The sequence below is a fragment of the Actinoplanes awajinensis subsp. mycoplanecinus genome, from assembly GCF_001509495.1.
Taxonomy (GTDB): domain Bacteria; phylum Actinomycetota; class Actinomycetes; order Mycobacteriales; family Micromonosporaceae; genus Actinoplanes; species Actinoplanes palleronii.
Genome location: NZ_LLZH01000320.1, coordinates 1 through 26,318 on the forward strand (window position 1 = coordinate 1; position 26,318 = coordinate 26,318).

20 protein-coding genes and 2 tRNA genes are annotated in these 26,318 nt (G+C 69.8%); 13 read left to right on the forward strand and 9 right to left on the reverse strand.

Annotation, left to right across the window (positions count from 1 at the left end):
* Positions 1-280 precede the first annotated feature (280 nt).
* Complete coding sequence (locus ADL15_RS43275) at positions 281-1,549, reverse strand: L,D-transpeptidase (RefSeq protein WP_083972468.1); 1,269 nt, start codon at positions 1,547-1,549, stop codon at positions 281-283.
* Between the two features lie 153 nt (positions 1,550-1,702).
* The gene (locus tag ADL15_RS43280) at positions 1,703-2,938 is read right to left on the reverse strand and encodes a L,D-transpeptidase (protein WP_067705104.1); all 1,236 of its coding nucleotides are present in this window, start codon (positions 2,936-2,938) and stop codon (positions 1,703-1,705) included.
* A gap of 132 nt (positions 2,939-3,070) precedes the next feature.
* Between ADL15_RS43280 and ADL15_RS43285 the strand changes: the two genes are divergently transcribed.
* From ADL15_RS43285 to ADL15_RS43295, 3 genes are all read left to right on the forward strand, one after another.
* A tRNA-Lys gene (locus tag ADL15_RS43285) sits at positions 3,071-3,143 on the forward strand.
* 72 nt (positions 3,144-3,215) lie between these two features.
* Positions 3,216-4,187 carry an SEC-C metal-binding domain-containing protein gene (locus ADL15_RS43290; protein WP_083972469.1) on the forward strand — a complete coding sequence of 324 codons (972 nt, stop codon included), beginning with the start codon at positions 3,216-3,218 and terminating at the stop codon, positions 4,185-4,187.
* A gap of 36 nt (positions 4,188-4,223) precedes the next feature.
* Positions 4,224-4,299 (forward strand) — tRNA-Lys (locus ADL15_RS43295).
* Between the two features lie 64 nt (positions 4,300-4,363).
* Here the strand turns inward: ADL15_RS43295 and ADL15_RS43300 are convergent.
* Positions 4,364-4,573, reverse strand: coding sequence for a hypothetical protein (locus ADL15_RS43300; RefSeq protein ID WP_067705109.1), 210 nt, complete (start codon positions 4,571-4,573; stop codon positions 4,364-4,366).
* Positions 4,574-4,829: 256 nt separating this feature from the next.
* Positions 4,830-6,626 (reverse strand): glycoside hydrolase family 9 protein, encoded by a 1,797-nt coding sequence (locus ADL15_RS43305; RefSeq protein ID WP_067705111.1) that lies wholly within the window; start codon positions 6,624-6,626, stop codon positions 4,830-4,832.
* A gap of 112 nt (positions 6,627-6,738) precedes the next feature.
* Between ADL15_RS43305 and ADL15_RS43310 the strand changes: the two genes are divergently transcribed.
* Positions 6,739-7,368: an NADPH-dependent FMN reductase gene (locus ADL15_RS43310; protein ID WP_067705114.1), complete on the forward strand. Its 630-nt coding sequence runs from the start codon at positions 6,739-6,741 to the stop codon at positions 7,366-7,368.
* Here the strand turns inward: ADL15_RS43310 and ADL15_RS43315 are convergent.
* A complete protein-coding gene (locus tag ADL15_RS43315) occupies positions 7,365-8,882 on the reverse strand; it encodes a sulfatase family protein (RefSeq protein WP_067705117.1) in 1,518 nt (505 codons plus the stop codon). The genes ADL15_RS43310 and ADL15_RS43315 overlap by 4 nt on opposite strands.
* Positions 8,883-9,348: 466 nt before the next feature.
* Here ADL15_RS43315 and ADL15_RS43320 point away from each other — a divergent pair, with 466 nt between their 5' ends.
* From ADL15_RS43320 to ADL15_RS43345, 6 genes are all read left to right on the forward strand, one after another.
* Positions 9,349-10,422, forward strand: coding sequence for an ABC transporter substrate-binding protein (locus ADL15_RS43320; RefSeq protein WP_232344912.1), 1,074 nt, complete (start codon positions 9,349-9,351; stop codon positions 10,420-10,422).
* Positions 10,423-10,445: 23 nt separating this feature from the next.
* Positions 10,446-11,240: an ABC transporter ATP-binding protein gene (locus ADL15_RS43325; protein ID WP_157441964.1), complete on the forward strand. Its 795-nt coding sequence runs from the start codon at positions 10,446-10,448 to the stop codon at positions 11,238-11,240.
* Positions 11,237-11,995 carry an ABC transporter permease gene (locus ADL15_RS43330; protein WP_067705125.1) on the forward strand — a complete coding sequence of 253 codons (759 nt, stop codon included), beginning with the start codon at positions 11,237-11,239 and terminating at the stop codon, positions 11,993-11,995. Before ADL15_RS43325 ends, ADL15_RS43330 begins: the two co-directional genes overlap by 4 nt.
* Positions 11,992-12,852: an ABC transporter permease gene (locus tag ADL15_RS43335; protein ID WP_083972477.1), complete on the forward strand. Its 861-nt coding sequence runs from the start codon at positions 11,992-11,994 to the stop codon at positions 12,850-12,852. Before ADL15_RS43330 ends, ADL15_RS43335 begins: the two co-directional genes overlap by 4 nt.
* Positions 12,853-13,276: 424 nt before the next feature.
* Positions 13,277-14,506, forward strand: coding sequence for a cytochrome P450 family protein (locus tag ADL15_RS43340; RefSeq protein ID WP_067705128.1), 1,230 nt, complete (start codon positions 13,277-13,279; stop codon positions 14,504-14,506).
* 47 nt (positions 14,507-14,553) lie between these two features.
* A complete protein-coding gene (locus ADL15_RS43345) occupies positions 14,554-15,156 on the forward strand; it encodes an FIMAH domain-containing protein (RefSeq protein WP_394326990.1) in 603 nt (200 codons plus the stop codon).
* Here ADL15_RS43345 and ADL15_RS56715 read toward each other — a convergent pair.
* From ADL15_RS56715 to ADL15_RS43360, 3 genes are read right to left on the reverse strand one after another with little or no spacing between them, the layout of a single operon-like run.
* A complete protein-coding gene (locus ADL15_RS56715) occupies positions 15,134-19,948 on the reverse strand; it encodes a DNA repair ATPase (RefSeq protein WP_067705134.1) in 4,815 nt (1,604 codons plus the stop codon). The two genes, ADL15_RS43345 and ADL15_RS56715, sit on opposite strands and share 23 nt — an antisense overlap.
* Positions 19,945-21,867 (reverse strand): SPFH domain-containing protein, encoded by a 1,923-nt coding sequence (locus ADL15_RS43355; protein WP_067705135.1) that lies wholly within the window; start codon positions 21,865-21,867, stop codon positions 19,945-19,947. The genes ADL15_RS56715 and ADL15_RS43355 overlap by 4 nt, the downstream gene beginning before the upstream one ends.
* Positions 21,867-22,430, reverse strand: coding sequence for an OB-fold-containig protein (locus ADL15_RS43360; protein WP_067705137.1), 564 nt, complete (start codon positions 22,428-22,430; stop codon positions 21,867-21,869). The genes ADL15_RS43355 and ADL15_RS43360 overlap by 1 nt, the downstream gene beginning before the upstream one ends.
* Positions 22,431-22,560: 130 nt before the next feature.
* Between ADL15_RS43360 and ADL15_RS43365 the strand changes: the two genes are divergently transcribed.
* Complete coding sequence (locus ADL15_RS43365; RefSeq protein ID WP_067705139.1) at positions 22,561-23,379, forward strand: helix-turn-helix transcriptional regulator; 819 nt, start codon at positions 22,561-22,563, stop codon at positions 23,377-23,379.
* Between the two features lie 34 nt (positions 23,380-23,413).
* Entirely contained in the window at positions 23,414-24,136 is a 723-nt protein-coding gene (locus ADL15_RS43370) for an SDR family NAD(P)-dependent oxidoreductase (protein WP_067705140.1), read from the forward strand.
* Positions 24,137-24,139: 3 nt separating this feature from the next.
* Here the strand turns inward: ADL15_RS43370 and ADL15_RS43375 are convergent, their stop codons facing one another.
* On the reverse strand, positions 24,140-24,790 hold the full coding sequence (locus ADL15_RS43375; protein WP_067705142.1) for a DUF305 domain-containing protein: 651 nt from the start codon (positions 24,788-24,790) through the stop codon (positions 24,140-24,142).
* Positions 24,791-24,896: 106 nt separating this feature from the next.
* Here ADL15_RS43375 and ADL15_RS43380 point away from each other — a divergent pair, with 106 nt between their 5' ends.
* Positions 24,897-26,306, forward strand: coding sequence for an LVIVD repeat-containing protein (locus ADL15_RS43380; RefSeq protein WP_083972471.1), 1,410 nt, complete (start codon positions 24,897-24,899; stop codon positions 26,304-26,306).
* Positions 26,307-26,318: the final 12 nt, after the last annotated feature.

Sequence of the window (26,318 nt, forward strand, 5' to 3'; positions counted from 1 at the left end):
GGGCGGGGGAGGGCGGGTCGGCGATCGTGCCCGGTTCGGTCGTCGGCACGGCCGCCGTCGACCCGGGCGCCTGCTCCGAGCCGCAGCCGGTGAGGCCAGCAACCAGGACCAGGGCGACAAGTCGTGCACATGCTGACATTCCAACCACGCTACGGCTTCCGCCCCGGGCGCGGTCGGTGAGGTGGGGGAGGCGGCCCCTGGGGTGCTCCGGTCGTACCGAAAAAAAGAACGCGGACCCGGTCGAAAGAGACCGGGCCCGCGCCGAGCGGGGTGTTGACGATCAGCTCAGGGCGCTGCCCTTCTTGTACTCGTCCCAGCTCATGTTCCAGTCGGTCCAGCCGTTGCCGTTCTTGAGCTTCTCCTCGGTGCCGGACACCGTGATCACGTCGCCCATCAGGGTGCGGCCGAAGAGCCACTTGCCCATCGCCTCGGAGACGTTCACACAGCCGTGCGACACGTTGGACTTGCCCTGCACGCCCTCGGACCAAGGGGCGGCGTGGATGAACTGGCCGCTCCAGGTGATCCGCTGCGCGAAGTCGATGTTGGTCTTGTAACCGCCGGCCGGGTCGGTGTCGGTGGTGTCGAAGACGGTGTGCTCCTTCTTCTCGATCACCACCATGGTCCCGCTCGACGACGGCGTGGCCTTCTTGCCCAGGCTAACCGGGATCGTCTTGATCGTCTTGCCGTCCTGCTTGACCGTCATGGCCTTGGTCTTGTTCGAGACGGTCATGACCAGCGAGCGGCCGATCTTCATGTCGACGGTGAGGTCGGAGCGGCCGTACCACCCGTCACCCATCTTCACGCCCTTGAGCTGGACCTTGTAGAAGACCTTCGAGTACGCCTTCCAGTACACCTTCGGCCGGAAGTGCACCTCGGTGGGGCTGATCCAGTGCCAGGTGCCCTCCTGCGCGGGCGTGGCGGTGACCACCATCTTGCGCTCGACGTCCGCCCGGTACTTCTCCGGGATCGCCCGGCCGAACTTGATGATCAGCGGCATGCCGACGCCGACGGTGTTGCCGTCGCCGAGGAAGCTTGTCACCCGGACCAGGTTCGCCGGCTTCTTCATCGTGGTGAACGTGCTGGTGACCGTGTTGTTCTTGCCCTCGGCGGCCGGGGTGCTGACCGTGGCGGTGTATTCACTGCCCCAGTCCATCGACTGGGCGGGGTGCCAGACGCTGTCGTCCTTGTCGACGGTTCCCTTGACCTCTTCGCCCTGGGAATCCGTCACCTTGACGGTGGTGTTGTCCGGGTCCTCGCTGGTGTACTTCACGTCGGACCAGGCCTCGACGCCGGTGGCGGCGGCGGCCGGCGAGGTCACCGCGACGGTGCTCAGCGTGGGCTCGGGCGACGGGTCACCGGCGGCGTTGCCAGTGGTATTGCCGGAACCGCCACCGTTCCAGCTCGGTGTCTTGCTGCCGCTGCACGCGGCGGTGAAGAGCAGACTCCCGGCCAGCAGCGCGACCATGGCCGTGCGCACCCGGCGCCGACCGCTGCCGGCCGGCTGGCTCAGCCCCGCCGACCTCAGCCCTGCCGACTGAACTTGATCCATTTCCATGGTCCCCTCACGGCGTCGTATCTCCCCCGGCGCCCAATACTGCTCCACAAAAGCCAGTTGACCAATCCCGGATTCGTGCCGGTACTCACTGCTTGCCCTATCGGTGTGACCGGGCAAACGCTGAATCGGACCGGGTCGCGAGGCCGGTCAGCCGAGGCCCGCGGGCACCGGGAGCGCACTGCCCTCGGCGAACTTCTCCCAGCTCACGTCCCATGGCGTCCAGCCGTTGCCGTAGTCCAGTTTGTCGCCGGTGCCCTTCACCGTGACCGGGTCGCCGACAAGCGTCTTGTCGAACAGCCAGGTCGCGTTCGAGGGGGAAACGTTGACACATCCGTGCGACACGTTCCGGCGACCCTGTGCGCCCGTCGACCACGGCGCGGAATGGATGTACTGGCCACTCCAGGTCAGCCGCTGCGCGTAATCGATCGGGGTCTTGTAGCCGTTCTCCGGGTCGGTGTCGGTGGTGTCGAAGACGGTGTGCGACATCTTCTCGATGATCACCATGGTGCCGCTGGAGGACGGGGTGCTCGACTTGCCGAGGCTCACCGGCATGGTCTTGACCACCTTGTCGTCCTTGAGGACGGTCATCTTCTTGGTGGCGTTGTCGACCTTCATCACGAACTTGCGACCGATCTTGGCGGTCGCCGCCCGGTCCTTGTCGCCGTAGAAGCCCTTGCCGGTGGGCAGGCCACCGACCGCGATCCGCACCTTCAGCGTGGTGCCGGACTGCCAGAACTCCGGGGCGCGGTAATACGCCTGAGTGCCGCTGGACGTCCAGGACCAGGTGCCCGGCTGGGCCGGCGTGGTCTCGACGAACATCCGCTTCTGCACGGCGGCCCGGTCGGCCTTCTTGATGCCCGGGTTGAACTCGACCACCACCGGCATGGCCACGCCGTACGTGTAGTCGTCGAACAGGTAGAGGCCGGTGCCGGTGCGCTTGCCGGGCGCGCCCATCGTGGTGAAGCTGGTCTTCGCCGTGGTGGTGGTGCCGTCGGCGGCGGTCGCGGTGACCTGCGCGGCGTACGTCTGGTTGGTCTTCAGGGTCTTGCCCGGCACCCACGCCGAACCGTCCGCGCGCAGCTCGCCGGCGACGGCCTTGCCTTTGCTGTCGGTCAGCTGGACCGAGGTGACCTCGCCGTTGCTCACCTTCAGCCCGATCTCCGCGCTGACCGGCACGTTCTTCTTGCCGGTGGCCGGAGTGACGGCCACCGTGGCGGGCCCGGCGTCGACGGTGGCGCTCTCCGGGATCGGTGCCGTGGAGGTGGCCGGCCCGGCGCTCGCCGCAACGGCCGCCTCCGGCGACTTGTCATCGCCGCAGGCCGCGAGCGGCACAGTCACGGCCAGTGCGAGCAGCGTCGCCACACAGCGGCGGAGGTCAAGCATGGTCGTGCCCCGTTCTGGAGTTCTCGGCGCAGACATCGTGACGCACGCGCGCAAATTCCGGGTCCCCCTTAAGGAGGGAAGCGGTCGATTTCAAGGATCTCCGGGGGCCGTGCTACCGTTTTCTCGTTGCCAGCGCCGCTAGCTCAACTGGCAGAGCAGCGGACTCTTAATCCGCGGGTTGTAGGTTCAAGTCCTACGCGGCGCACAACGTGATCAAGGCCGCGTCACCTCCGGGTGGCGCGGCCTTCGTCGTATCCGGGTGGGGTTAGGGTTGCCCGTGCCTTCCGACGCCACGGTCACCCTCGATGACCTCGACATCCTCGCCCACCAGGCCTTCGACCTGGACGACCCGATGCCGGTCGTCGCCGACCTGGTCGACGCGGTCGAGCAGAACCGGCTGGCTGATCCGGCCGACGCCTCGCACGCGCTGCTGCTCGCCTCCGAGCTGGCCGAGCAGGCCGGTGATCTTCCGGCGGCCCTCGGGTATGCCGAGCGGGCCACCACGGCGCCGGGTGGCGGTCCGTTCGCCCGGTCCTGCTGGGCGGAGCTCCTGGTGAAGTCGGGACGCGAGGACGAGGGGCTCGAGCAGTTCGCCGCGGTGCGGCCCGAGCTGCTCCGCGATCCACTGGCCGCGTCGTACGTCCCGGCCGCCCTGGAGGCCTGTGACCGGGCCACGGTGGCCCTGGAGTGGCTGACCGAGGCGGTCCGCACGGTGATCGAGCGCGCCCCGCGGGACGAGCAGGACTACGCCGAGGTCGAGCTGCTGTTCGCGCTGATCAAGGAGCGGCACCGGGTGCGCGAGGGCCTGGAGCTGTCCCACGACGACCTGGACGACCTCTACCACGAGATGGAGGCCGCGGTGGAGGCGCCGGAGCCGGACGAGGGCCGCGCGGTGCTCTTCTGGCCGGAGCCGGAGCTGGCCACGCTGCTGGCCCGCTGGCCGGAGCAGGCCGAGGCGTACGGCGCGGACTGGGACCGGCACCGGGAGCTGCTGGAGCAGACCCTGGCGACCTGGTCGTCGTCCGGGGTGATGCGGCTGGGGCTGTTCCGGGGCTCGGTCGACGGGCTCGTCGCGTTCGCCGCCGCGAATGGTGTCGAGCCGGACGATCCGGGGGTGCACACCGACTACGCCGACACGATCGGCGACCAGGGCGGCGCCGTCGTGTGGCCGCCGCAGCGCAACGCTCCGTGTTGGTGCGGTTCCGGCGCCAAGTACAAGAAGTGCTGTCTGCCCCGTTCGCGAGGCTGACCCCGGGGGTGTGCTAGCGTTCTCTCTCGTTGGCCAGCGCCGCTAGCTCAACTGGCAGAGCAGCGGACTCTTAATCCGCGGGTTGTAGGTTCAAGTCCTACGCGGCGCACCACGCAGAAGAACGGCCCCGGGTTTCCCGGGGCCGTTCTTCTTTCTCTCGGCCAGGTCGATTCCTCTCAACCGGCTCGACCGTTGATCAAGGCGCGGTCCAGCTGGTTCAGGCAGACCAGGGCCACTCGGCTGCAGAAGTCCTCACTCCCGGCGTCGTGCCGGGTCAGCCAGGCCGCACCGGCCATGGTCTCGCCGCACATCGCCGCGGTGTACTCGACCGTCCGGGCCGGCTCGGGCCGCCCGTCGATCTCCACCGTGAGGTCGGATTGCGCCATGGCACATCACACTCCCGATCGTTGTCGACTGCCGGTCGCATCGGGCAGGCGGTACGGCCGCCACCGTTCCGGGCATCCCTGCCCGACGCGACTCGCCTCGGGATACGCCTACCGTCCGTAATCAGTTCACCGATCCGGGACTGTGGCACGTTTTCCTTGGTGGATCTTCGCTCCCGGCCTCAGTGGATCTTTCCTCCGGTCTCTGTGGATCCTTTTGTCTCCGGTCTCCGGTCTCCGGTCTCAGTGGATCAGTGGATCAGTGGATCAGGGCGAAGGCCAGCATGCCGGTGGCGGTGAAGTCGATCGACGGCTCGTTCGTCGCGGAGATCCGCATGTCGTCCACGTACTGCGCGTCCGCCCGGTCGAAGATCTCGTAGGACCCGGCGGAACAGAGCGTGCTGGGCGACTCCGAGGCGAGCGACTCGACCCGGTCGGCGGTGTTCGGCCCGTTGACCACGCCACCGGTCATCGACGAGCGGGTCAGCGTGCCGATCTGGTCGTGCGGGCACTGCGGGTAGACGTCCCCGGCGCCGATGACCAGCGACATCCCCCAGCCGTTGGCACCCAGGGCGACGGCGCGCTGGGCGGTGGCGAACGCCGCGTACCGGTCGTCGCCGGTCATCTGCCGGTAGAGCGTGGCGGTGGCCGCCCAGCCCAGCTGCCGGGCCGCGTAGTCCGAGCCGCCGGTGCCGGTGGCCGCGCCCATCGGATCGGCGGCGGCCGCCTTCACCGCCTTGTCCAGGCGGCCGCGCATGTCCTGGACGAGCACGGTGGACGGCGCCAGCCGGTACAGCTCGGCGTCGGCGATCGGGTCGACGTCGTAAACGGTTAGGCCGTCGTCGCCCCCGCCGGCCTCGTCGGCCCAGCGGGTCGCCTGCGCGGTCCACTCGGCGACCCGCTGGTCGCCGAGTGCCTTCGCGGCCAGGGCGAGCTCGGCGGCGCCCAGCGCCAGGTCGTCGGCCCAGGTCTCCTCCGGGTAGAACGCGTTCGGCACGGTGGTGACCAGGTCGCCGTCGGTACCGGTGTTCGCCTGCCCGAAGATCTTGGCGGCGGTGGCCAGGTGGGACCGGGCCGCGGCGGGGTCGGTGCCCGCCTCCCGCTGGGCGGCGAGCGCGAACGCGGCGGCCACCCGGCCGGCCAGGTTCGGGCTGATCGGGTCGCCCGGGGCGGCGGCCCGGAACACCGGCCGGTAGCGCTGGTAGTAGCGCTGGTCGCCGGGCTCCACGGCCAGACCGTCGTCGGCCTGGGGCAGCCGCCAGCTGTCGTGGTCACCCAGGAACTCGTCGTTCCCGGCCACGCCGACCTGGGTGTAGAGCACGCCGTCGCGGTACATCCTGGTCAGCCAGGACATCCCGTGGTCGATCTCGGCGGCCAGGGTGGCGGGGGCCGGGCCGTCCCGTTGCACGAGTTGCATGGCGATCAGGGCGTAGGCCGTGGTGTGGGTGAACTTGAGGTAGTCGCCGGCGTCGTACCAGCCGCCCTCGGCGTCGATCGTGGTGCCGGTGGCGGTCAGCGAGGTGTCGTCGTCATCGGGCGTCCGGTAGACCCTCGCGGACTTGTCGTCCAGGTGCGCGGCGGCCCGCTGCCAGGGGCCGTCGACCTGGTCGGCGCCGTCCCGGTGCGCCTGGAAGTAGCGGACCGAATCGGCCACGAGCGGGGGGTAGAGCTTGCCGGCGGCGTCGATCCGGAACGCCGGGGACTCCGCGGTGACTCGGTCGTTCACGCGTACCCGATAGGTGCCCGGCGTGCGCAGCGCACTGAGGTCGACAGGATTGATCGCGCGATAGCGCGGATTCCAGGCGCCCCGGCTGGGTCCGGCCGTGGTGGCGAGCACCTCGCGTCCGTGCTCGTCGACCACTGTGGCCTTCGCGCCGGCGGCGTCGGCCGGGGCCAGCAGCATCGCGATCTTGGTTTCCCGATCGGCCCAGCCGACCTGATCGACCCGGATCACGGCGGCGGGCAGCACCGGCCGGGGCGCCGGCCGCGGCGCCTCACAAGAGGTGGTCAGGAGCAGGATCAAAATCAACGGTACGCACCGCAGGCGGAACCTCACGAGGCGCAAGCTTCACCGAGTGAACGATCGGACGGACGCACCGGGTGTGCGCCAAACATCTGACAGTTCGCTGTGAGCGGGGCGTTCGGCACGGGGACGTAAGGTCGGCGCCATGACCTGCGTCCTGCTGATCTCGGGGAGCACCCGGGAGGGCTCGCTGCACTCCGCGGCCCTGCGTACCGCCGTCCGGGTCGCCCCGTACGAGGTCGACGCCGTCTTCTATCCGGGGCTGGCCGGGCTGCCGGCGTTCGTGCCCGGTGATCCGGCGCCGCCGGAATCGGTGGCCGACCTGCGCCGCCGGGTGATCGCCGCGGACGTGCTGCTGTTCAGCACCCCGGAATACGCCGGCTCGCTGCCCGGCAGCCTGAAGAACCTGCTCGACTGGCTGGTCGACGGCGGCGAGCTGACCGGGAAGGCGGCGGCCTGGCTGTCCGTTGTCGCGCCGGGCCGGGACGACGGCGCCCGGGCCGGGCTGGAGTCGGTGCTCGAGCACGGCGGGGCGCGGCTGCTGCGCCCGGCCTGCGTACGGCTGCCGCTGGACATCCGCACCGTGGACGAGCACGGCCTGGTCGCCGACCCGCGGCTGCACACCGCGCTGCGGGACATGCTGCAGGCGATGGTCCGGTCACACACGCCGTCGCCGGAGCCTCGTCGTGAGCCGTCCTGGCAGGTGCACTCCAGCATGTACCCGGTGATCAGCCGTACCGACATGCCGTCGTTCGGGCGCCGTACGCCGTTCTAGCTTCCGGACCTTTGGGATCGGCCGGCGGTCGCGCAGGCGCTCTGGCCCTCGCAGGCGGTCAGGGTCAGCACCTGCTGGTGCAGCTGGGCCAGCCGCTGCGGGGTGAGCTGGGCGATGACGTTGTCGAGCATCGCCGGGTCGGTGGTCCGGTCGTAGAACTCCTTCGACCTGTCCACGTACTCGACGTAGGTGAAGGTCCTGGTGCGCAGCGCGTTGTAGGCCGGCGGGATGTTCGCGCTGTCCCGCTCGTAGTCCGGGTCGTGCGGGTCGGTGGCCGGGTCCCGGTGCTCGATCAGCGCGGTGTCCCGCCAGTCCGGCGGGGTGGCGCCGGAGAGCAGCGGCACGAGGCTGCGCCCGTCCACCTCCGGGGCGGGTGCTGTCGTACCGGCCAGCTCGGCGAAGGTGGGGCGCAGGTCGATGTTCTCCACCACGGCGGGCACGGTCTGCCCGGCCCGGACGCCCGGACCGGCCACGACCAGCGGCACGTTCACGTCGGTGTCGAAGGCGGTCTGCTTGCCGGAGGTCAGCCGGTACTCACCCATGTGGTAGCCGTTGTCGGAGTTGAACACCACGATCGTGTCACCGGCCACGCCGGCCCGGTCCAGGGTCGCCCGCAGTGAGGTGATCATCCGGTCGACCGACTGGACGGCCTGCACCCGGCGGCGGAACTCCAGGTCGAGGGTCTGCCGCTGCTTCGTGGTCAGCGGCGCGTGGCGGGACAGCCAGTGCGGCGCGTGGTCCGGGATCGTGTCGTAGGCGGCCGTCCGGGGTGCCTTGACGTCCAGGAACTTCGCCGTGTCCGCCGCCGCCGGGGTGTACGGCGAGTGCGGCGTGTAAGTGGCCACCTCCATCATGAACGGCCGGCCGCTCGCCGCCGCGGTGGTGATGAACGCCGACGCCTTCGCGGAGAGCACGTCGGTCAGGTAGTCCTGGGGCCGGTGGCCGTACGTGGTCACCACGCCGTTCTCGTTCAGCGCGTAGTCGTAGTTCTGGTAGGCGTTGCCGCCCACGTACCACTCGTCCCAGCCCGGCGGGACGTACGGCCGGCCGGTGCCCTGGGTGTTTCTGGGCAGGTACTCGTTGAGGTACTTGCCCAGGAAGGCGGTGCGGTACCCGGCCGCCTGCAGGTCGGTCGCGAAGGTCGACTTCTCCTCGCCGCGGCTGTGGAAGAGCTGGAAGCCGCCGTCCGCGCCGTGATTCTTGAAGATCCCGGTGTGGTGCGGGTACTGACCCCGCAGGATCGAGGCCCGGGACGGGCAGCACAGCGAGTCGGTCACCGTGTAGTCGGTGAACGTCGTGCCCTCCTTCTGCAGGGCGAGGACGCTCGGCAGGTACGGCACCAGGTTCGTCGACAGGTCGTCGGTGAGCACGAAGACGATGTTGGGTCGCGGGTCGCCACCGGTCGCGGTGCTGGGGGCGGGCACGGCGGGCCAGTCGTCGGCCGTGCAGCCGGCCGCCGCCAGCAGGGTGACGGCGAGGACACCGGCGAGGGCACGGCGTAGTCGGGGAATCATGGCGCTGCGGCTGCTCCGTCCGTGCTCCGTCCGGCGGGGTGGTCACTGGAGGTTAGCCGTCGGTGAGATGATCTTTAAAAGAACCTCAAGTGCGGGGACTGCCGCGGGGTTGGTGACGCATAGTGGACACCCGAGACGCTCCCGGAAGGGGAACCATCACCGTGGCCAGCGCAGACCCGCTGTACCCCCGTATCGTTGTGGTCACCGAATGTAGCTGCTGCAGGCCGGAGCGTCCGGTTCGTTCGGCACCACGCCGGCCCCGTCTCCCGGTTCGCCCACCCCGTTCGCCGCGCCGCAGCGGCGGCTGAACCGGCGCCGGCGGCGGTTGCCCCACGGCTCACTCGACCGATTCGACACCTTGCGAAACAAGCAGGTGGAGAGCGCTACATCCCGGCTCAATGCGCGAAACTGCCGCGAAACGAGCCGTGGTTAGCGTCGGGCCCTCTTGAGGGAAAGTGAGCTTCGCGTGACTGCATATATGAACCGGCGGGCCCTGCTGCGTGGTGGCGCCGGACTGGCCGGTCTCGGCATCTCGGCGGCACTGCTCGCCGCGTGTGGCGATGACAGCGACTCGCCCGCGACCTCCGCCTCCGGCGGCGCGAAGAGCTTCGGCGCGCTGAACTACCAGCTCTCCTGGGTGAAGAACGTGGAGTTCGCCGGCGCCTACATCGCCGACTCCAAGGGCTACTACACAGCGGCCGGGTTCAGCTCGGTCAACCTGATGGCCGGTGGCCCGAGCGTCAGCCAGGACGCGGTGGTCGCGTCCGGCAAGGCGCTGGTCGGCATCTCCTCGCCGGACATCACCGCGGCCGCCATCCTCAAGGGCGCCGACCTCGTCGTGATCGGCGCGCAGTACCAGAAGAACCCGTTCGCGATCGTCAGTCTCGCCGCGACCCCGCTCACCACCCCGCAGGACCTGATCGGCAAGAAGATCGGCGTGCAGGCCACCAACGAGCCGGTCTGGAACGCGTTCCTCAAGGCGAACAACCTCGACCCCAGCAAGATCACCAAGGTGCCGGCCCAGTTCGACCCGTCCCCGCTGGTCTCCAAGGAGGTCGACGGCTGGTTCTCGTTCTTCACCAACGAGCCGAACCTGCTCAAGATGAAGGGCGTCGACACCGCGGTGATGCTCCTCAACGACCACGGCTACCCGATGGTCTCCGAGGTCTACGTGGTCAAGAAGTCCAGCCTCACCTCGGACCGGGACAAGCTCAAGGCGCTGCTCACCGCGGACATCAAGGGCTGGACCGAGTCGCTCGCCGACCCGAAGGTGGGCGCCGACCTGGCCGCCACCAAGTACGGCAAGGACCTCGGCCTGGACGCGGCCGAGCAGGCCCTCGAGTCGGCCGCCCAGAACACCGTCGTGCAGACCGCGGACACCAAGGCCAACGGCCTGTTCACGATCACCGACGAGCTGGTCGACGAGACCATCAAGACGCTCGCCCTCGGCGGCGTGACCATCAGCAAGGACCAGCTCTTCGACCTCTCCCTGATCAAGGAGCTGTACACCGAGAACCCGTCGCTGAAGGCAGCGTCCTGACCGGGACCGCCGACCGGGGGATTGTGCTGCGCGGTCTGACCAAGCAGTTCGCGATCCGCCGGTCGACCGTCACCGCACTGGACAACGTGGACCTGGACACCCCGGCGGGCGCGTTCGTCACGCTGCTGGGGCCGTCCGGCTGCGGCAAGTCGACGATTCTGCGCATCCTCGCCGACCTGGAACAGCCCACCTCGGGTGAGGCGTTCGTGCACGGCGAGGCGCCGGCGGCGACCCGGCGCAACCACCACCTCGGTATCGCCTTCCAGGACGCCGCGCTGCTGCCGTGGCGTTCGGTGGAGGCGAACATCCGGCTGCCGCTGGAGGTCAGCGGGGTCAAGGTCGACGATCGTACGATCGCGGATCTGATCAAACTGGTCGGGCTGGAAGGTTTCGAGCAGGCGCGCCCGGCGCAGCTCTCCGGCGGTATGCGCCAGCGCGTGGCGATCGCCCGCGCGCTGGTCGTCGAGCCGAAGATCCTGCTGCTGGACGAGCCGTTCGGCGCCCTCGACGAGATGACCCGGCAGCGGCTCAACCTGGAGCTGCAGCGGATCTGGACCGAGCGGGCCACCACGACGCTGCTGGTCACCCACTCGATCGCCGAGGCGGTCTTCCTGTCCGACACGGTCGCGGTGATGAGCGCCCGGCCGGGCCGGATCGTCGCCCAGGTGGAGATCGACCTGCCCCGGCCGCGGACGCCGGAGATGATGCGGACGGCGCGATTCCACGAGCTGGAGGATCAGCTGAGCGCGTTGCTCTTCGACAACGCGTCCGCTCCCGCTTCCGCTGCTTCGGCGGCGGTTGAGGAGCCGGTCGGATGAGGAAGTCGCCGCAGTGGGTGTTCGGCGCCGGCGGACTGTTCACCCTCCTGGTGATCTGGGAGGTGGTCGGGCGGACCGTCTTCGCCGACAGCCGTGCGGTACCGCCACCGACCGCGATCCTCGGGCAGCTCTTCGCCGACGGGTTCGGCTTCTACTGGCCCAATGTCGAGACCACGCTGCGCGAAGCCGGGATGGGCTGGCTCTGGGGCAACGCGATCGCGATCGTGCTGGCCGTGGTGATGGTGCAGGTGCCGCTCGTGGAGAAGGCGCTGATGCAGCTCGCGCTGGCCAGCTACTGCCTACCGGTGATCGCTATCGGTCCGGTGCTCGCGGTGCTGTTCAGCGACGACACTCCCAAGGTCATTCTGGCCGCGCTGTCGGTCATCTTCACCACGCTCGTCGGCGCGCTGGTCGGGCTGCGCAGCGCGGACCGCACCAGCCTCGACCTGGTCCGCGCGTACGGCGGGGGCAGCTGGACCCAGCTGTGGCGGGTGCGCCTGCGGGCCAGCCTGCCCAGCCTCTTCGCCGGTCTGCGGATCGCCGCGCCGGCCGCCATGCTCGGCGCGATCATCGGCGAGTACCTGGGCGCCGAATCCGGACTGGGAGTCGCGATGATCAATTCGCAGCAGAGTCTCGCGGTCGAACGGACGTGGGGGATCGCGCTGGTCGCGACCGCCCTCTCCGGCGCCGCCTACGGCCTGACCGCGCTGGTCGGCCGGCTGCTCACGCCGTGGGCGCCGAGGACCGTCCGATGACCGCCCCGGTTGCCGCTCCGGTTGCCGCCGCCGCACCGGTCGCGGCGTCGCTGGAACGGCACGTCGCCCGGCGGGCCGTGCTCCGGCTGGCCAAAGGGGTCGGCGGCGCGCTGCTCTCGGTGGCGGTGATCTGCGGCGTCTGGCAGTTGCTGGTCAAGGGCTTCGACCTGGACCCGTTCCTGACCCGCGGCCCGCTCGACGTCTGGAACTACCTGACCGACCCGGCGAACACCGCGGAACGCGCCCTGCTCCGCGAGGCCAGCCAGGTCACCGCGGTCGACGCGTTCCTCGGCCTGATCGGCGGGGCGGTCGCCGCCCTGGTCACCGCGATCGCCTTCGCACTGTGGCGCAGCGTCGAGCAGACCCTGCTGCCGATCGCGATGGCGCTGCGGGCGGTGCCGCTCGTCGCGATGACCCCGCTGATCGCCCTGATCTTCGGGCGTGGGCTGCTCGCGGTCACGGTCATCGCCGGGATCGTGACGTTCTTCCCGGTGCTGGTGAACGTGTCGCTCGCGCTCCGGTCCGTGCCGAGGTCGTCTGTGGACCTGATGCGGGCCTACGGCGCGTCGCCGTTCGCCACCCTGTTCCGGGTGCAGCTGCCCGGAGCGCTGCCGGCCCTGTTCGCCGCGCTGCGGGTGGCTGCGCCGTTGGCTCTGGTCGGTGCCCTGCTCGCGGAGTGGCTGGCCACCGGCAAGGGGCTCGGCTACCTGATGCTCGCCGCGGTCACCACGTTCGAACTCGATCGCATGTGGACCGGGGTGACCATCGTGACGGTCGCTTCGATCGTGCTCTACACCCTGATCAGCGTGATCGAGCAGCTGACCCTGGCCCGCTACGCCCCCGAACAGGCCCGCTGACGCAGCTCGCAGCCCCAGTCACCCAAACTCCCCACGCTCGTGCTTGTCACGCGTTGTGTGGGGACTTTCGGTTCGCTCCGCGCCCAAACTCCCCACGCTCGTGCTTGTCACGCGTTGTGTGGGGACTTTCGGTGCGTTCCGCGCCCAAACTCCCCACGCTCGGCGGTTTTCAGCCCTGCGTGGGGAGTTTCGGTTTGCTCCGCGCTGGACGGCACCGGGGTTAGGGGTCTGACCGTGACCACACGCGGACGTCGCCCCGGAGGGGGCCGCGTTGTGGACGCGTAGCGGCCAGCGGAGCCCGGAGGGGTCCCGGCGGGAGCGGCGGTCTGTACCCCGGCGGACGCACGACATCGTGAATTTGATCTTGAGGTTGAGGATCGAAAGGTATTGTCGGTAGTCGATTCCGGCTATCGGGGGAGGAACCATGACACGGGAGCTTGTTGATCTTGGCGACCCGGCATTCCAGGCCGATCCGCATCCGTCCTACGCGTCCTGGCGCGGCACCGGACCGGTCCGCCGCGCCCGGCTGCCCAGCGGCCTGGAGGCCTGGCTGATCACCCGTTACGACGACGCCCGGCGCGCGCTCACCGATCCGCGGCTGTCGAAGAAATCCTTCCCGATGGGGTCCGGGCAGGCCGGCGGTGGTTCCCGGACGGCCGGGACCGCTCCGCCCGCGGCGATGGGCCCGGGCATCGGCGCGGCGATCTCCAAGCACATGCTCGCGGTCGACCCGCCGGATCACACCCGGCTGCGCCGCCTGGTCTCGGCCGCGTTCACCGGCCGCCGGATCGAGGCGCTGCGGCCGCGGATCGAGCAGATCGCCGCGGAACTGCTGGACGGGATCGAGAAGGAGAAGAAGGTCGATCTGATCGACGCGTTCGCCTTCCCGCTGCCGATCCAGGTGATCTGCGAGCTGCTCGGGGTGCCGGCCGAGGACCGGGACGACTTCCGCGAGTGGTCGAACGCGGTCGTCGCCGGGTCGCAGGCCGGGCCGAAACTGGGTCCGGCGATCGAGGCGATGGTCGGATACATCCACACCCTGCTCGCCGAGCGCCGCGCGAAACCCGGTGACGACCTGCTGTCCGGCCTGATCCAGGTGCGGGACGCCGAGGACCGGCTGACCGAGGAGGAGCTCTCCTCGATGGTCTTCCTGCTGCTGGTGGCCGGGCACGAGACCACCGTCAACCTGATCGGAAACGGCGCCTACCTGCTGCTGCGCGACCGGGCTGAGTGGGAGCGTCTGGGTGCGGACCGCGGATTGCTGCCGGGTGCGATCGAGGAATTTCTCCGGTACGAGGGACCGGTCGAGACGGCCACCTTCCGGGTAGCCACCGAGGACGTGGAGATCGGTGGGGTGACCATCCCGGCCGGCGATCCGGTGGTGGTCTCGCTGCTGTCGGCGAACCGGGACACCGATCAGTACCCGGACGCCGACGAGCTGCGCCTGGACCGCCCGAACTCGCATCATCTGGCGTTCGGGCACGGCATCCACTACTGCCTCGGCGCTCCGCTGGCCCGGCTGGAGGCGCAGATCGCCTTCACCGCGCTGCTCGACCGGCACCCGGACCTGCGGCTGGACATCCCGGCCGAGGACCTGCGCTGGCGCCCCGGCCTGCTGCTGCGCGGCCTGGAGGAGCTGCCGGTCAGTCTGTAAATCTTGCGCTGACCGCCCGGGCTGGCATGATGTCGGCCGTGTCGAACATGCATGATCCGCGGCCGTCCGCGCCGGACTGGCCCACCACCGTGATGCCGACGGTGGCTAGCCGCGACGACAAGTACGCCGCGGCCGGTCGCCGCCGGCTGATCGTGCTCGGCTCGGCCGGCGCGTTCCTGGCCGTCGCGATCGGGTACTGGGCGTTCTCCGGTTCGGACGACGACACTCCGGCCCCGGTCGCGGCCCCGGTGACCAGCTCGGTCCCGGCGCCCGCGCTGACCACCGTCGAGCCGCTCGTCGAGACCAGCACGAAGGCCACCAGCAAGCCGCCGACCAGCAAGCCCACCACCAAGCCGGTCGCCACGCAGCAGGTCCGGCCGGGTCTGCTGCTCCAGCAGATGCAGCGCGAGCTCGGCCTGCTGGTCCGCCGGGACGAGCTGGAGCGGGACGACGCCCGGTCGCTGAGCCAGCGGCTGCGCAAGGTCGCCGAGTCGCTGCGCAAGAACGACCAGGAGGCGGCCGCCCGCCGGCTCAAGGACTTCGCCAAGAAGCTCGTCGACCTGCACGAGGACGACGACATCAGCGAGGACGGGTTCACCGCCCTGGCCAATGCCGCCGGTCAGCTCGCTACCCAGCTTCCGCCGCTCTGAGGCGGCCGATCGCCGCTTCGACGCCGGCCACCCGGTCGGCCACCAGGGCGACCGCGCCGGCCGCCCGGACCATCGGATCCGCCTCGCTGCCGCCGAGCGCCTGCTCGCGCAGGTACCCGGCCTTGACCTCGGCCCACCGCTGCTCCCGGGCCGGGTCCAGCCGGCCACGGATCTCGGCCAGCTTGAGCAGGTTGGCCTCGGCGCCACCGGTGAGGGTCTGCGCCTCGCCCAGGTAGTGGTCGTCGAGCATCTGCTCCAGCTCGTCGTCGTTCATCGCCGGCACGATCCGCTCGGCGAGCTTGTTCATGTTGCGGTACGACCCCTGCAGCTTGAACGGCGGCTCGGTCCGGCTGGTATCGGACTGGGCGGCCGAGGCGATGTACGTCTGGTTGACCCGCAGCACCACCCGCTGCACCCGTTTCATCTTGCGCAGCACGGCCAGGATCTGCTCCAGCTCGGCCGCCGAGTACGGGTACGACAACCGATCCGCCCGGGCCGCCTCGTCCCCTTCGGCCAGCCGGATCAGCAGCGGCAGGTCACCGGAGTCCCGCCCGGCGAGCGGCGCCAGCACGGTGTTCGCGGTCAGCGCGTTCTCCAGATAGGACAGCTCGAACAGGTCCTCCCGGCCGGACAGCACGTCGCCGAGGTTCCACACGTCGGCCCGGTTGGCGAGCATGTCCGGGATCCGGAACCGCCGCCCGGTCTCGGTGTACGGGTTGCCCGCCATGCACACCGCGAACCGCTTGCCCCGCAGGTCGTACGTCCGGGTCCGGCCGTCCCAGACACCCTCCATCCGGCGCTGGGCGTCGCAGAGCGAGATGAACTTCTGCAACAGCTCCGGGTTGGTGTGCTGGATGTCGTCCAGGTAGAGCAGCACGTTGTTGCCCATCTCCAGGGCCAGCGAGATCTTCTCCACCTCCTGCCGGGCGGTGGCGTCCGGCGCGTCGGCCGGGTCCAGCGACGTGACGCCGTGCCCCAGCGCCGGGCCGTTGACCTTGACGAAGACCAGGCCGAGCCGGTCGGCGACGTACTCCATCAGCGTGGTCTTGCCGTAGCCGGGCGGGGAGATCAGCAGCAGCAGGCCGGAACGGTCGGTGCGTTTGTCGTCGCCGGCCGCGCCGAGCTGCCGGGCCAGGTTGTCGCCGATCAGCGGCAGGTAGACGTCGTCGAGCAGCTGGTTGCGGACGAACGTGGTCATCACCCGGGGCTTGAACTCGTCCAGGCGGAGCCGGTCGCGTTCGGTGGCGGCGAGGGTGGCGCGCTGTTTCTGGTAGGCGCGGAAGGCCGGCATCCTGATATTTCGGAAATCTCGGGTTTGGGCGAGCAGGGCGTCCAAGCGGATGTTGAGCCCGCCGTCGGTAATGCGCGGATGCACCCCGAGCAGCCCGGTGACCGTCTCGCTGGTGGCAGCGGACACGTCATAACGTGACAGCTTTGCTCCGGTCAGCTCAACAGCGACCGCCTCGTCCAAGTCGGATTTATCCCCTGCATCAGGCTTAGCCATTAAAAATGCGCTCAGCCACGCATGTGCCAACTGACGCTGGGCGGTGGGATCCGACTCCAATGCCCGCAGGTCGTCGGCGAACCGGGCACCACCCAGCTCGCGATGGAACCGGTCCAGCAGGGTCCGCGCGCTCGCACTGGTGGCGAAACCGTGCCCGGCCGCCAGCTCCTCGACCAGATAGTCACCGACCGGGGCGCCGGCCGCGGTGTCCAACTCGGACCGCAGCTCGTCCAGCGCGGAGCCGGCCGAGCCGAACAGCTCCCGCGCCCGGACCAGCGACGACGCGCGCAGGGTCCACAGCTTCCGCTGCTCCGGCGTGGTGCCGGAAGCCCAGAACAACTGTGCCGCAGCGCGCGTCGACGCGTCATAGCGCAGCAACCCGGCCGCCGCGTGCAGTCGCAGCAGCGCGTCCAGGATCACCGTGGCGTCGGCGTCGTGCACGCCGCGTTCGTAGCCCTCGTCGTACCTCTGCTCGGCGGCCCGGCGCACCAGGTCCCGCAGCGTGCCATCGGTCAGTGCGGTGGCCGCGGCCGTGGGATTCTCGGCGAGAATCGCCGCGGCCAGGTGTTCCGCACGGTACAGCTGCCGGTGCTCGGAGATCAGCGGCTGGTCCCAGAACGGCCGGGTCGCCTCGAATCCGGGATCGCGGACCGGCGCGCGGTAGTCGGTTCCGGTGATCGCGTACGCCAGCCCGCCGTCGTGCGGCACCAGGGTCAGGTCGATGGCCTGCTCGTTCACCGCGAACGTGTGCCGGCCCAGCCGGATCCCGCCGTCGCCGAACAGGTCGAGCCGGTCCCGCAGCGCCCGGGACGCCTCCTGCCGGGCCGCCTTGATCTGCCCGTCCAGCTCCTCGGCGCGGACCGTGTCGCCGCCCGCGCGCAACTCGTCGGCGACCGAGCGGACCTTCGCCACCATCGGGTCGGTGGCGAAATACGTGTTCACCTCGTCCTGGTCGCCGAGCGTGGTGATCCGGCGGTGCACCGCGTCCAGGATCCGGCGGGCCGACGCGGCCAGCTTGTCGGCGCGCCGGGCCCGCTCGTCGAGCAGCGACTGCCGGCGCCCGGCGATCGCCTCGTAGACCTCGGTGCGCTTGGCGGCCAGCCGTTCACCGAAGTCGTCGACGTCGCCGAACCGGGTCTCCAGCGTCTCCACCTGGGCCATCAGCCGGGCCAGGTGCTCGTCGCAGCGTTCCGGGGTGTCGGCGGCGGCGAGCGCGGCGGCCACCGACTGGCCGAAGAGCGCGAACTCGGCGGCGAACGCGGCCCGGCCCTCGATCGCGGCCAGGTCCCGGCTGCGACCGTCCAGCGTGGCCCGTGCCCGGTTCAGGCCGCCGAGCACCGTGCCGATCTGCTCCAGGATGGACACCCGCACGGTGGCGTCGGCGATCTCCAACCCGCCGACCACCTCGGTGACCACCTGCAGGCCGTCGGACTGCTCACCGATCCGGTCGCGGACCGGCTCGGCCTCGGCGACCGTGCCGATCGCGGCGGCCTGCACGGCCAGCTCCTCGACCACGGTCTGGTAGTCGGTGAACGCGTCCGGGCGGCGCAGGAACTCGACCGCGCGGCGGGCGGTCTCGTCGGTCGCGGTGACCAGCGTCGCGCCGATCCCGTCCAGCCGGTCGAGGTCGGCGTACCGCATCTCGCGCAGGCCGGCCAGCTTGCCGCGTTCGCGCCGCAGCTCGGCGAGCCGGGCCACCCAGCCGCTGGTGGTGGTCGGCGCCTCGGACTCGGCGCGGCGGATCAGCGTGCCGGCCGCCGCCTCGGCGTCGGCCATCGCCTGGGCCGCCTGCGCGGTCAGGGCCTGCACCGACGCGAACTCGTCGAGCACCTGGGTGGCCGCGGCGCGCACCTCGGCGAGCGGCTCGGCGAGGTTCTCCAGCTCCTCGTCGCCGATCCAGTGGTAGGTGTCGAAGGCCCGGGTGCAGGCCGCGATGATCGCCTCGAAGACCGGCCCGGCCGCGGACATCTCGTCGACCATCCGGGTCACCGAGAGCGCGTCGGCGATGCCCCGGACCAGATCGGCGTTGCCGATCCGGTCGAGCGGTCCGGTTCCGGCAGGTTGGGCCGCGGCGTGGGCATCCGAGACGTACGACGTCTGCCACACCTGTACGGGGTGCACCCGCGTCGGCTCGTCACCCGGGCTGCGCAGCACCACGAGCGTGCCGTCGTCGAAGATCGCATAGCCGTGGCCCGCGATCGGCGTGGCCACCTCCTTGCGGATCACGTTGTACGGCAGCAGCAGGTACCGCCCCGACCCGGCGTCGTGGAAGACGTGCAGCACGTCCTCGCCGTTGACCGAGCGGATCACCCGCTCGAACTCCAGCCCGCCGGTGTCCTGGTCGAACGTCTTCGCCACCCCGGTGGCCAGGTAGTACCCGCCGGGGAAGATGACGCCCTGGTCCTCGGGCAGCCGGCGACAGGCCTGCCCGATCCCGTCGAGGCGCTGCACGTCGTTGGTGCGCGTGTTGAACACCAGGTACCGGTGCGTGGTCTCCTGGTACGGCAGCACCCGCAGCAGGATCAGCGGCCCGACCCGGGCGTACGCGATCTCCGCGTCGGCCAGGCTCTGCAACGGCTCGTCCACCGGCTCGGAGAAGATCCCCTCGCCGTCCTCGGTGTTGTTCTCCACCTTGACGGTCAGCGTGCCACCGACCGCCTCGACGAACACCTCGTCCTCGATCGACACGTGCGGGTGCCGGCCCAGCACGTGCTGCTCGCGGGTGGTCGGCGTCCAGGTGAAGTCGTGCGTCGGCGGGAGCACGTGGTCCCGTTCCCCGCGGGCGTCCTGGTAGGCCACCGACCCGTCGAGCCCGACCCGCCAGCGCAGCACCTTCAGGTCGTCGGCGCGCGCACCGGTCTGGAAGACCGCGAGCAGCAGCCCCTCGACCCGGCGCAGCTGCCGCAGCCGGGTCTCCTTGTAGTAGCGGTACAGCTCGGCGAAGTCCCGCCGGAACGCCGGGTCGTCCAGCAACCCGGCGTGGTGGACCGGCTGGAACTGCCGGTCGACGACGGCGAACACGTCGTCGACCGCGGTCTCGGCCTTCATCCCGAGGAACGCGTTCGCGCCGAACAGCAGCGCGTCCCCGGCCGGCGCCACGTCGACCGGCACGCAGTTGTTGCCGGTGCGGATCCGCTCGGTGCTCAGCAGTGCGGTCTGCTGAGCACCGAAGACCTCGACCCGGCGGGCGTTGAGCGTCTCGGCCCGGGTGGCCAGCTCACGGGCCTTGGCGCCGAGCCGGGCCCGGAGCACCTCGTAGGTGCCGGCGTCGATGTCGGTTCCGGTCACTCAGACTGGTCCTTCTTGAGCTGGTTCGCCACGGCCGCCGCCACGCTGAGGTTGGCGACGTCCGCGGTGGAGACCGAGCTGGCGAGCTTGTGCAGGTCGTCGGCGAGGTTGCCCTCACCGTTGAGGTACCGGGCGCCCATGCCCTGCACCACCGAGCTGTGCTCGACGAACCCGTCGATGCTCTTGCCCATCGTGATCGACCCGATCAGCTTGTCGAAGAAGACCGAGTCGCCACCGACGATGTCGATGTCCGCCTTCTCCAGTCCCGCGGCGATCACCATGGCCTGCGCCTCGGCGATCTCCTTGTGCACGTGGATGCCGGCCAGCCGGATCTCCTTCTCCATCTCCAGCCGCAGGCGGTACTCCTCGTGCGCGCGGGTGACGTCGTCGAGTGTGGCCATCGCGCTGGCCTTCTGCTCCAGGCCGATCGCCTCGCCGAGCAGCTTCTCCTTGATCGCCTCCGCGGCGACCAGGGCCTTCTCCCGCTCCACCACGGCCTCGGCGCGGCCGGTCTTCTCGTACACCTCGGCGGCGCGGTCCCGGACCTGCACCTCGGCCAGACCGGCCGCGGCGGCCTCGGCCTGGGTGCCCTCGGCCAGCCGGATCTTGGCGCGGGCGTCGAGCTCGGCGGCCTGCTGCCGGGACTCGGCGAGCAGCAGCATCTCGCGGGCCTTGAACTTGGCCGCGGACTCCGCCGCCTCGGCCGCCTTGATGTCCTTGACCAGGAGTTCCTGCGCCTCGGCCTCGGCGTTGATGATGACGGCCTGGCGGGTCCGCTCGGCCTCCTCGACGACGCGCAGGCGCTTGATGTTCTCTTCCTGCTCGGCGACCGTCTTGTCGACCGCGATCCGCTCCCGGATCACCTCGGCCATGGTCCGCTTCTCGGTCTCGACTTCCTTGTCCTTGGAGATGGTGGACAGCTCGGTCTCCCGCTGGCGGCCGATCACCTCGAGCATCCGGTCCTTCTCGATGCGCTCGGTCTCGATCGCGATGACCCGCTCGCGGTTCTTCTCGGCGACCGCGATCTCCCGGTTCTTGTTCTCCGACTGCACGCCCAGCTGCTGCTCGGTCTTGATCCGGGCGGACTCGCTGCGCAGCGTCTCCTCGGCCCGGGCCAGGGCGATCTCGGCCTCCTCGCGGGCCCGTACGGTCTCGATCTCCCGGCGCTGCTTGATCTCCGCGTCCGCCTTCCGGCGTTCCAGCTCGAGGATCGCCTCGCGGGCGTCCACGTCCTGGCGGGTGATCTCCTTCTCCTCGTTGCGCCGGAAGTCGTTGGTGCGGATCGCCTCGATCGCGGTCAGCTCAGTGATCTTCCGGATGCCCTGCGCGTCCAGGATGTTCTTCGGGTCGAGCGAGGTGACCGGGGTCTGCTCGAGGAAGTCGATCGCCGCGTCCTCCAGGCTGTACCCGTTGAGGTCGGTGCCGATCACCTCGATGATCTGGTCCCGGAAGTCGTTGCGCTTGGTGTAGAGGTCGACGAAGTCGAGCTGCTTGCCGACGGTCTTCAGGGCCTCGGAGAACTTCGCGCTGAACAGCTCCTGCAGCGTCGCCTCGTTGCTGGCCCGGGCGGTGCCGATCGCCTGAGCCACCTTGATCACGTCTTCGGTGGTCTTGTTGACCCGGACGAAGAAGGTGATCCGGATGTCGGCGCGGATGTTGTCCCGGCAGATCAGCCCTTCCCGGCCGGTGCGCGCGATCTCGATCGTCTTCACCGAGATGTCCATGAACTCGGCCTTGTGCAGCACCGGCAGCACCACCGCGCCGGTGAACGTGACGTCCACCCGGCGCACCTTGGAGACGATCAACGCCTTGCCCTGCTCCACCTTGCGGAACATCCGGCTCAAGAAGAACAGCACGCCGATCACGACGAGGACGATTACGGCGATCAGCACACCGAAACCCGTGGAGACAACGTCCATCAAAGGCCTTTCTTGGCGATATCGGCAGGAACGACCCAGAAGAACTCGCCTTCCAGGTCGACGTCGTAGATGAGGGCGACCGTGCCGGCCGCGAAGGAGTCCTGACCGGTCTGCCGGACCTGGACGATCGCCGAGGAGCCGTCCGGGGAGTGCACCTCGGCCTGACCGAAGGTCCGGGTCACCCGGCCGGTCCGGATCACGCAGGTGAGACCGACGAAATCGGCGCGGGAGGCGTCCGGCCCGGTCGGCATCAGCCGGCGCAGCGGGATCGCCACCAGCCGGGTGATGATCCCGGCCAGGACCAGGGCGGCGACCGGGATGATCCACAGCGGGACCGTCCGGTGCCACTCGCTGCCGGCCAGCGTGCCGAACCAGGCGAGCGCGACCAGGAGCGAGACGAAGATCGGTACGGGTACGCCGAGCAGCGCACCGTACTCGTGCCCGGCCTCCGGGTCGGCGCCACCGGCGATGACCACGATCCAGTACCCGATGACGAGGATCAGCAGTGGTGTCAGGAGAACGGTCGGGAAGCTCAGTGCGGCCTCGATGAATCCGTTCGCCATGAGCCCCGTTCCCGTTCGCTGTGTGTCCCCTGAGAGTGACAGCCCGCGTCAATTCGCGATGTCCGGGGACTTGTTGTCCGGGGATAACCATGACCTTCATCCGGCGCCGGGGGAAGGGCAGACTTGGGTCATGGATCGGGAACAACTGGCCCATTTCTTGCGAACCAGGCGTGAGGCGCTGCAGCCGGAGGACGTCGGGCTGCCCCGCGGCCCGCGCCGTCGCACCGGGGGACTGCGCCGGGAGGAGGTGGCGTCGCTGGCCGGCATGTCGGCCGACTACTACGGGCGGATCGAGCAGCAGCGCGGGCCGGCGCCGTCCGACCAGATGCTGGCCGCGCTGGCCCGGGCCATGCACCTGAGCCTCGCCGAGCGGGATCACCTGTTCCAGCTGGGCGGGCACCCGGCGCCGCGGCGGTCACTGCGCGACGACCACATCAGCCCCGGGATGATGCGGATCGTCGACCGGCTGATGGACACCCCGGCCATGGTGCTGTCCCGGTTCGGCGAGACGCTGCGGCAGACCCCGATGGCCCTCGCGCTGTTCGGCGACGAGACCCGGTACACCGGACTGGCCCGGGCGACCGTCTACCGCTGGTTCACCGATCCGGCCAGCCGGCGGGTCTACCCCGAGGTGGACCACCCCAGGCACGCGCGGTACTTCACGGCGAACCTGCGCCGGGCGTACACCGCCGACCCGCGGGGCCGGGCCGGTGAGATCGTCACGGCGTTGCTGGCGGCCAGTGACGAGTTCGCCGCGATCTGGGACGAGCACCAGGTCGGCCTGGTGCAGGTCGACCGCAAGACCCTGGTGCACCCGCAGCTCGGTGAGCTCGAGCTGTGGTGCCAGAACCTCTACGACGCCGAGCAGGAACAGGTCCTGCTCGTGTTCACCGCGGCGCCCGGTTCGGCGAGCTACGAGAAACTCCAGCTGCTCGCCGCCGTCGCCTGACATCCGGCTTTTCAAGACCCAGAAAGGCACCACCATGTCCACAATCGCACTGATCACCGGCGGCAACCGTGGACTCGGCCGCGCCACCGCCCTGGCCCTGATCGACGCCGGCCACGAGGTGATCTACACGCACCGCGGTGACCCCGGCGAGAAGATCGACGCGGTGCCGCTGGAGCTCACCGTCGGCGACATCGAGACGTACGACGACTTCGCCGACCGGCTGCGCGGCGTGCTGCGGGACCGGTTCGGCCGGGAGGACTTCGACTTCCTGGTCAACAACGCCGGCGTCGGCGTGCACGCCACCGTCGCGGAGACCTCGGTGGAGGCGTTCGACCAGCTGCTGAACGTGCACTGGCGCGGGATGTTCTTCCTGACCCAGAAGCTCCTGCCGCTGATCGCCGACCACGGCCGGATCGTCAACCTCTCCACCGGCCTGGCCCGGTTCACCGGCGACGGCTACGCCGCGTACGCCTCGATGAAGGGCGCCGTCGAGGTCTTCACCCGCTACCTGGCCAAGGAGCTGGCCCCGCGCGGGATCACCGCGAACGTGGTCGCGCCCGGCCCGTCGGCCACCGACTTCGGCGGCGGCGTGCTCCGCGACAACGAGCAGGTCCGGGCCGGGCTGGCGAAGGTGATCGCCCTGGGCCGGGTCGGCGAGCCGGAGGAGATCGCCGGGGTGATCACCGCGATGCTCGGCCACGACACCCGCTGGATCACCGGCCAGCGGATCGAAGCGTCCGGCGGCATGCATTTGTAAAAATCAGGCGACTCCGAGGTCGTTCAGCCGGTTGATCTCGCTGCCCTGCTCGACCGCCATCTCGTTGGCCATTTCGGACAGTCGCTCGTCCACGCCGCTGCGCAGCAGGTCGCCGGACATCTGCTGCGCCCCGCGGTGGTGCGCGATCATCATGGTCGCGAAGCGGCGGTCGAAGTCGGCGCCCCGGGCCGCGGTCAGTGCGTTGATCGCGGCCGGGGTCTGCATCCCGGGCATGCCGGCGTGATCGTGACCGGGATCACTGTCCGGCTTTCCGCGGTCGCGCAGCCAGGAGCGCAGCACGTCGATCTCGGGCTTCTGGGCCGCGCTGATCCGGCCGGCCAGGGCCCGGATCCCGGCGTTCCCGGCCCGGCTCGCGGCCAGCCCGGCCATCTCGATCGCCTGCTCATGGTGCGCGATCATCATCTGCACGAACGTCACGTCGACCGAGTTGTACGCCGACCCGTCCGGCGCCTGCACCTGATCGGAGTCGGTCACCCGGGCGGACTCACCGGGCCGTCCCGGCAGCACCACCCGCACCGGTTCGGTGGATGCGTGCACCGCCGCCGGCGAATCGACGGGTGCCCTGGTCAGCACCACGACGAGGGTCGCGCCGAGCAGTACGGCCGCGACAGCTATCCATTTCCACCGATTCATCTATCCCCCTCCGGCGGTTATCGTAGCCAAAGTCATCGATGTCGCTGGTGGTGCACACGCGCTCACATGTGGTGTCCGCCGGTGACTCGCAGCCGGAAGGAGCTCCATGAAGCACCTGGCCTCACGAGGGCTGGCCGCGATCACGATCCTGCTCGGATTGTCGATCGGTACGCCGGCCCGGGCCGGTACCACCGCCATACCCGCAGTCGACGAGATCGTCAGCAGCCCGAACATCTCCCAGGTCGGCCACCTGGACAAGACCGGGCCGTTCGCCGCCGAGAACTCGTTGAACACCGACTGGGCGTTCCACGGGAAGTACGCGTTCGGTGGCAACTACAACGGCTTCACCGTCTACGACATCAAGAATCCGCGGGACCCGAAGATCGCCACCCAGGTGGTCTGCCCCGGCTCGCAGAACGACCTGTCGATCTACGGCGACCTGCTCTTCGTCGCGACCGACTCGCAGCGCTCGGACGACTCGTGCGCCAGCGTGTCGGTGCCGGCCTCGTCACCGGCCGAGACCCCGCGGTGGGAGGGCATCAAGGTCTTCGACGTCAAGGACCCGCTGAACCCGCAGTACATCGCGGCGGTGAAGACCGACTGCGGCTCGCACACCCAGACCATGATCCCGGGCAAGGGCCGGGACCGGTCGGTGTACCTCTACGTGTCGTCGTACAACCTGTCGGGCGCGAGCGTGCCGAACTGCGCGCTGCCGCACGACAAGATCTCCATCGTCAAGGTGCCGCTGAAGAACCCGACGGCCGCGGCCGTGGTGGCGACGCCGGTGCTGTTCCCGGACGGTGGTTTCGGCGGTGACGAGGACGGCTCGCCGACGACCGGGTGCCACGACATCACGGCGTACCCGCAGAAGGACATCGCGGCCGGCGCCTGCATGGGCGACGGTGCGCTGTTCGACATCTCGAACCCGGTGGCGCCCAAGGTGATCACCACGGTCCGGGACACCGCGAACTTCGCGTTCTGGCACTCGGCGACGTTCAACAACGCCGGCACCAAGGTGGTCTTCACCGACGAGCTGGGTGGTGGCGGCGGTGCGACCTGCAACCCCACGGTCGGACCGGACCGAGGCGCCGACGCGATCTACGACATCGTCGGCAAGGGCAAGCGGGCCAAGCTGGTCTTCCGCAGCTACTTCAAGATCCCGCGGGAGAACGCCGCGACCGAGAACTGCGTGGCGCACAACGGCTCGCTGATCCCGGTGCCCGGGCGGGACATCATGGTGCAGGCCTGGTACCAGGGCGGCATCTCGATCTGGGACTTCACCAACTCCGCGAAGCCGGTCGAGATCGCCTACTGGGAGCGCGGGCCGCTGAGCACCGAGCGCCTGATCGTCGGCGGTTCCTGGTCGGCGTACTGGTACAACGGCTACATCTACTCCAGTGACATCCAGAAGGGTCTCGATGTCCTGAAGGTCGACGACCGCCGGCTCCGTGGCGCGGAGCACTTCCGCACCCGGGAGTTCAACGCGCAGACCCAGGCGAACTTCTACACCTGGTGACGCTCGGGGGGA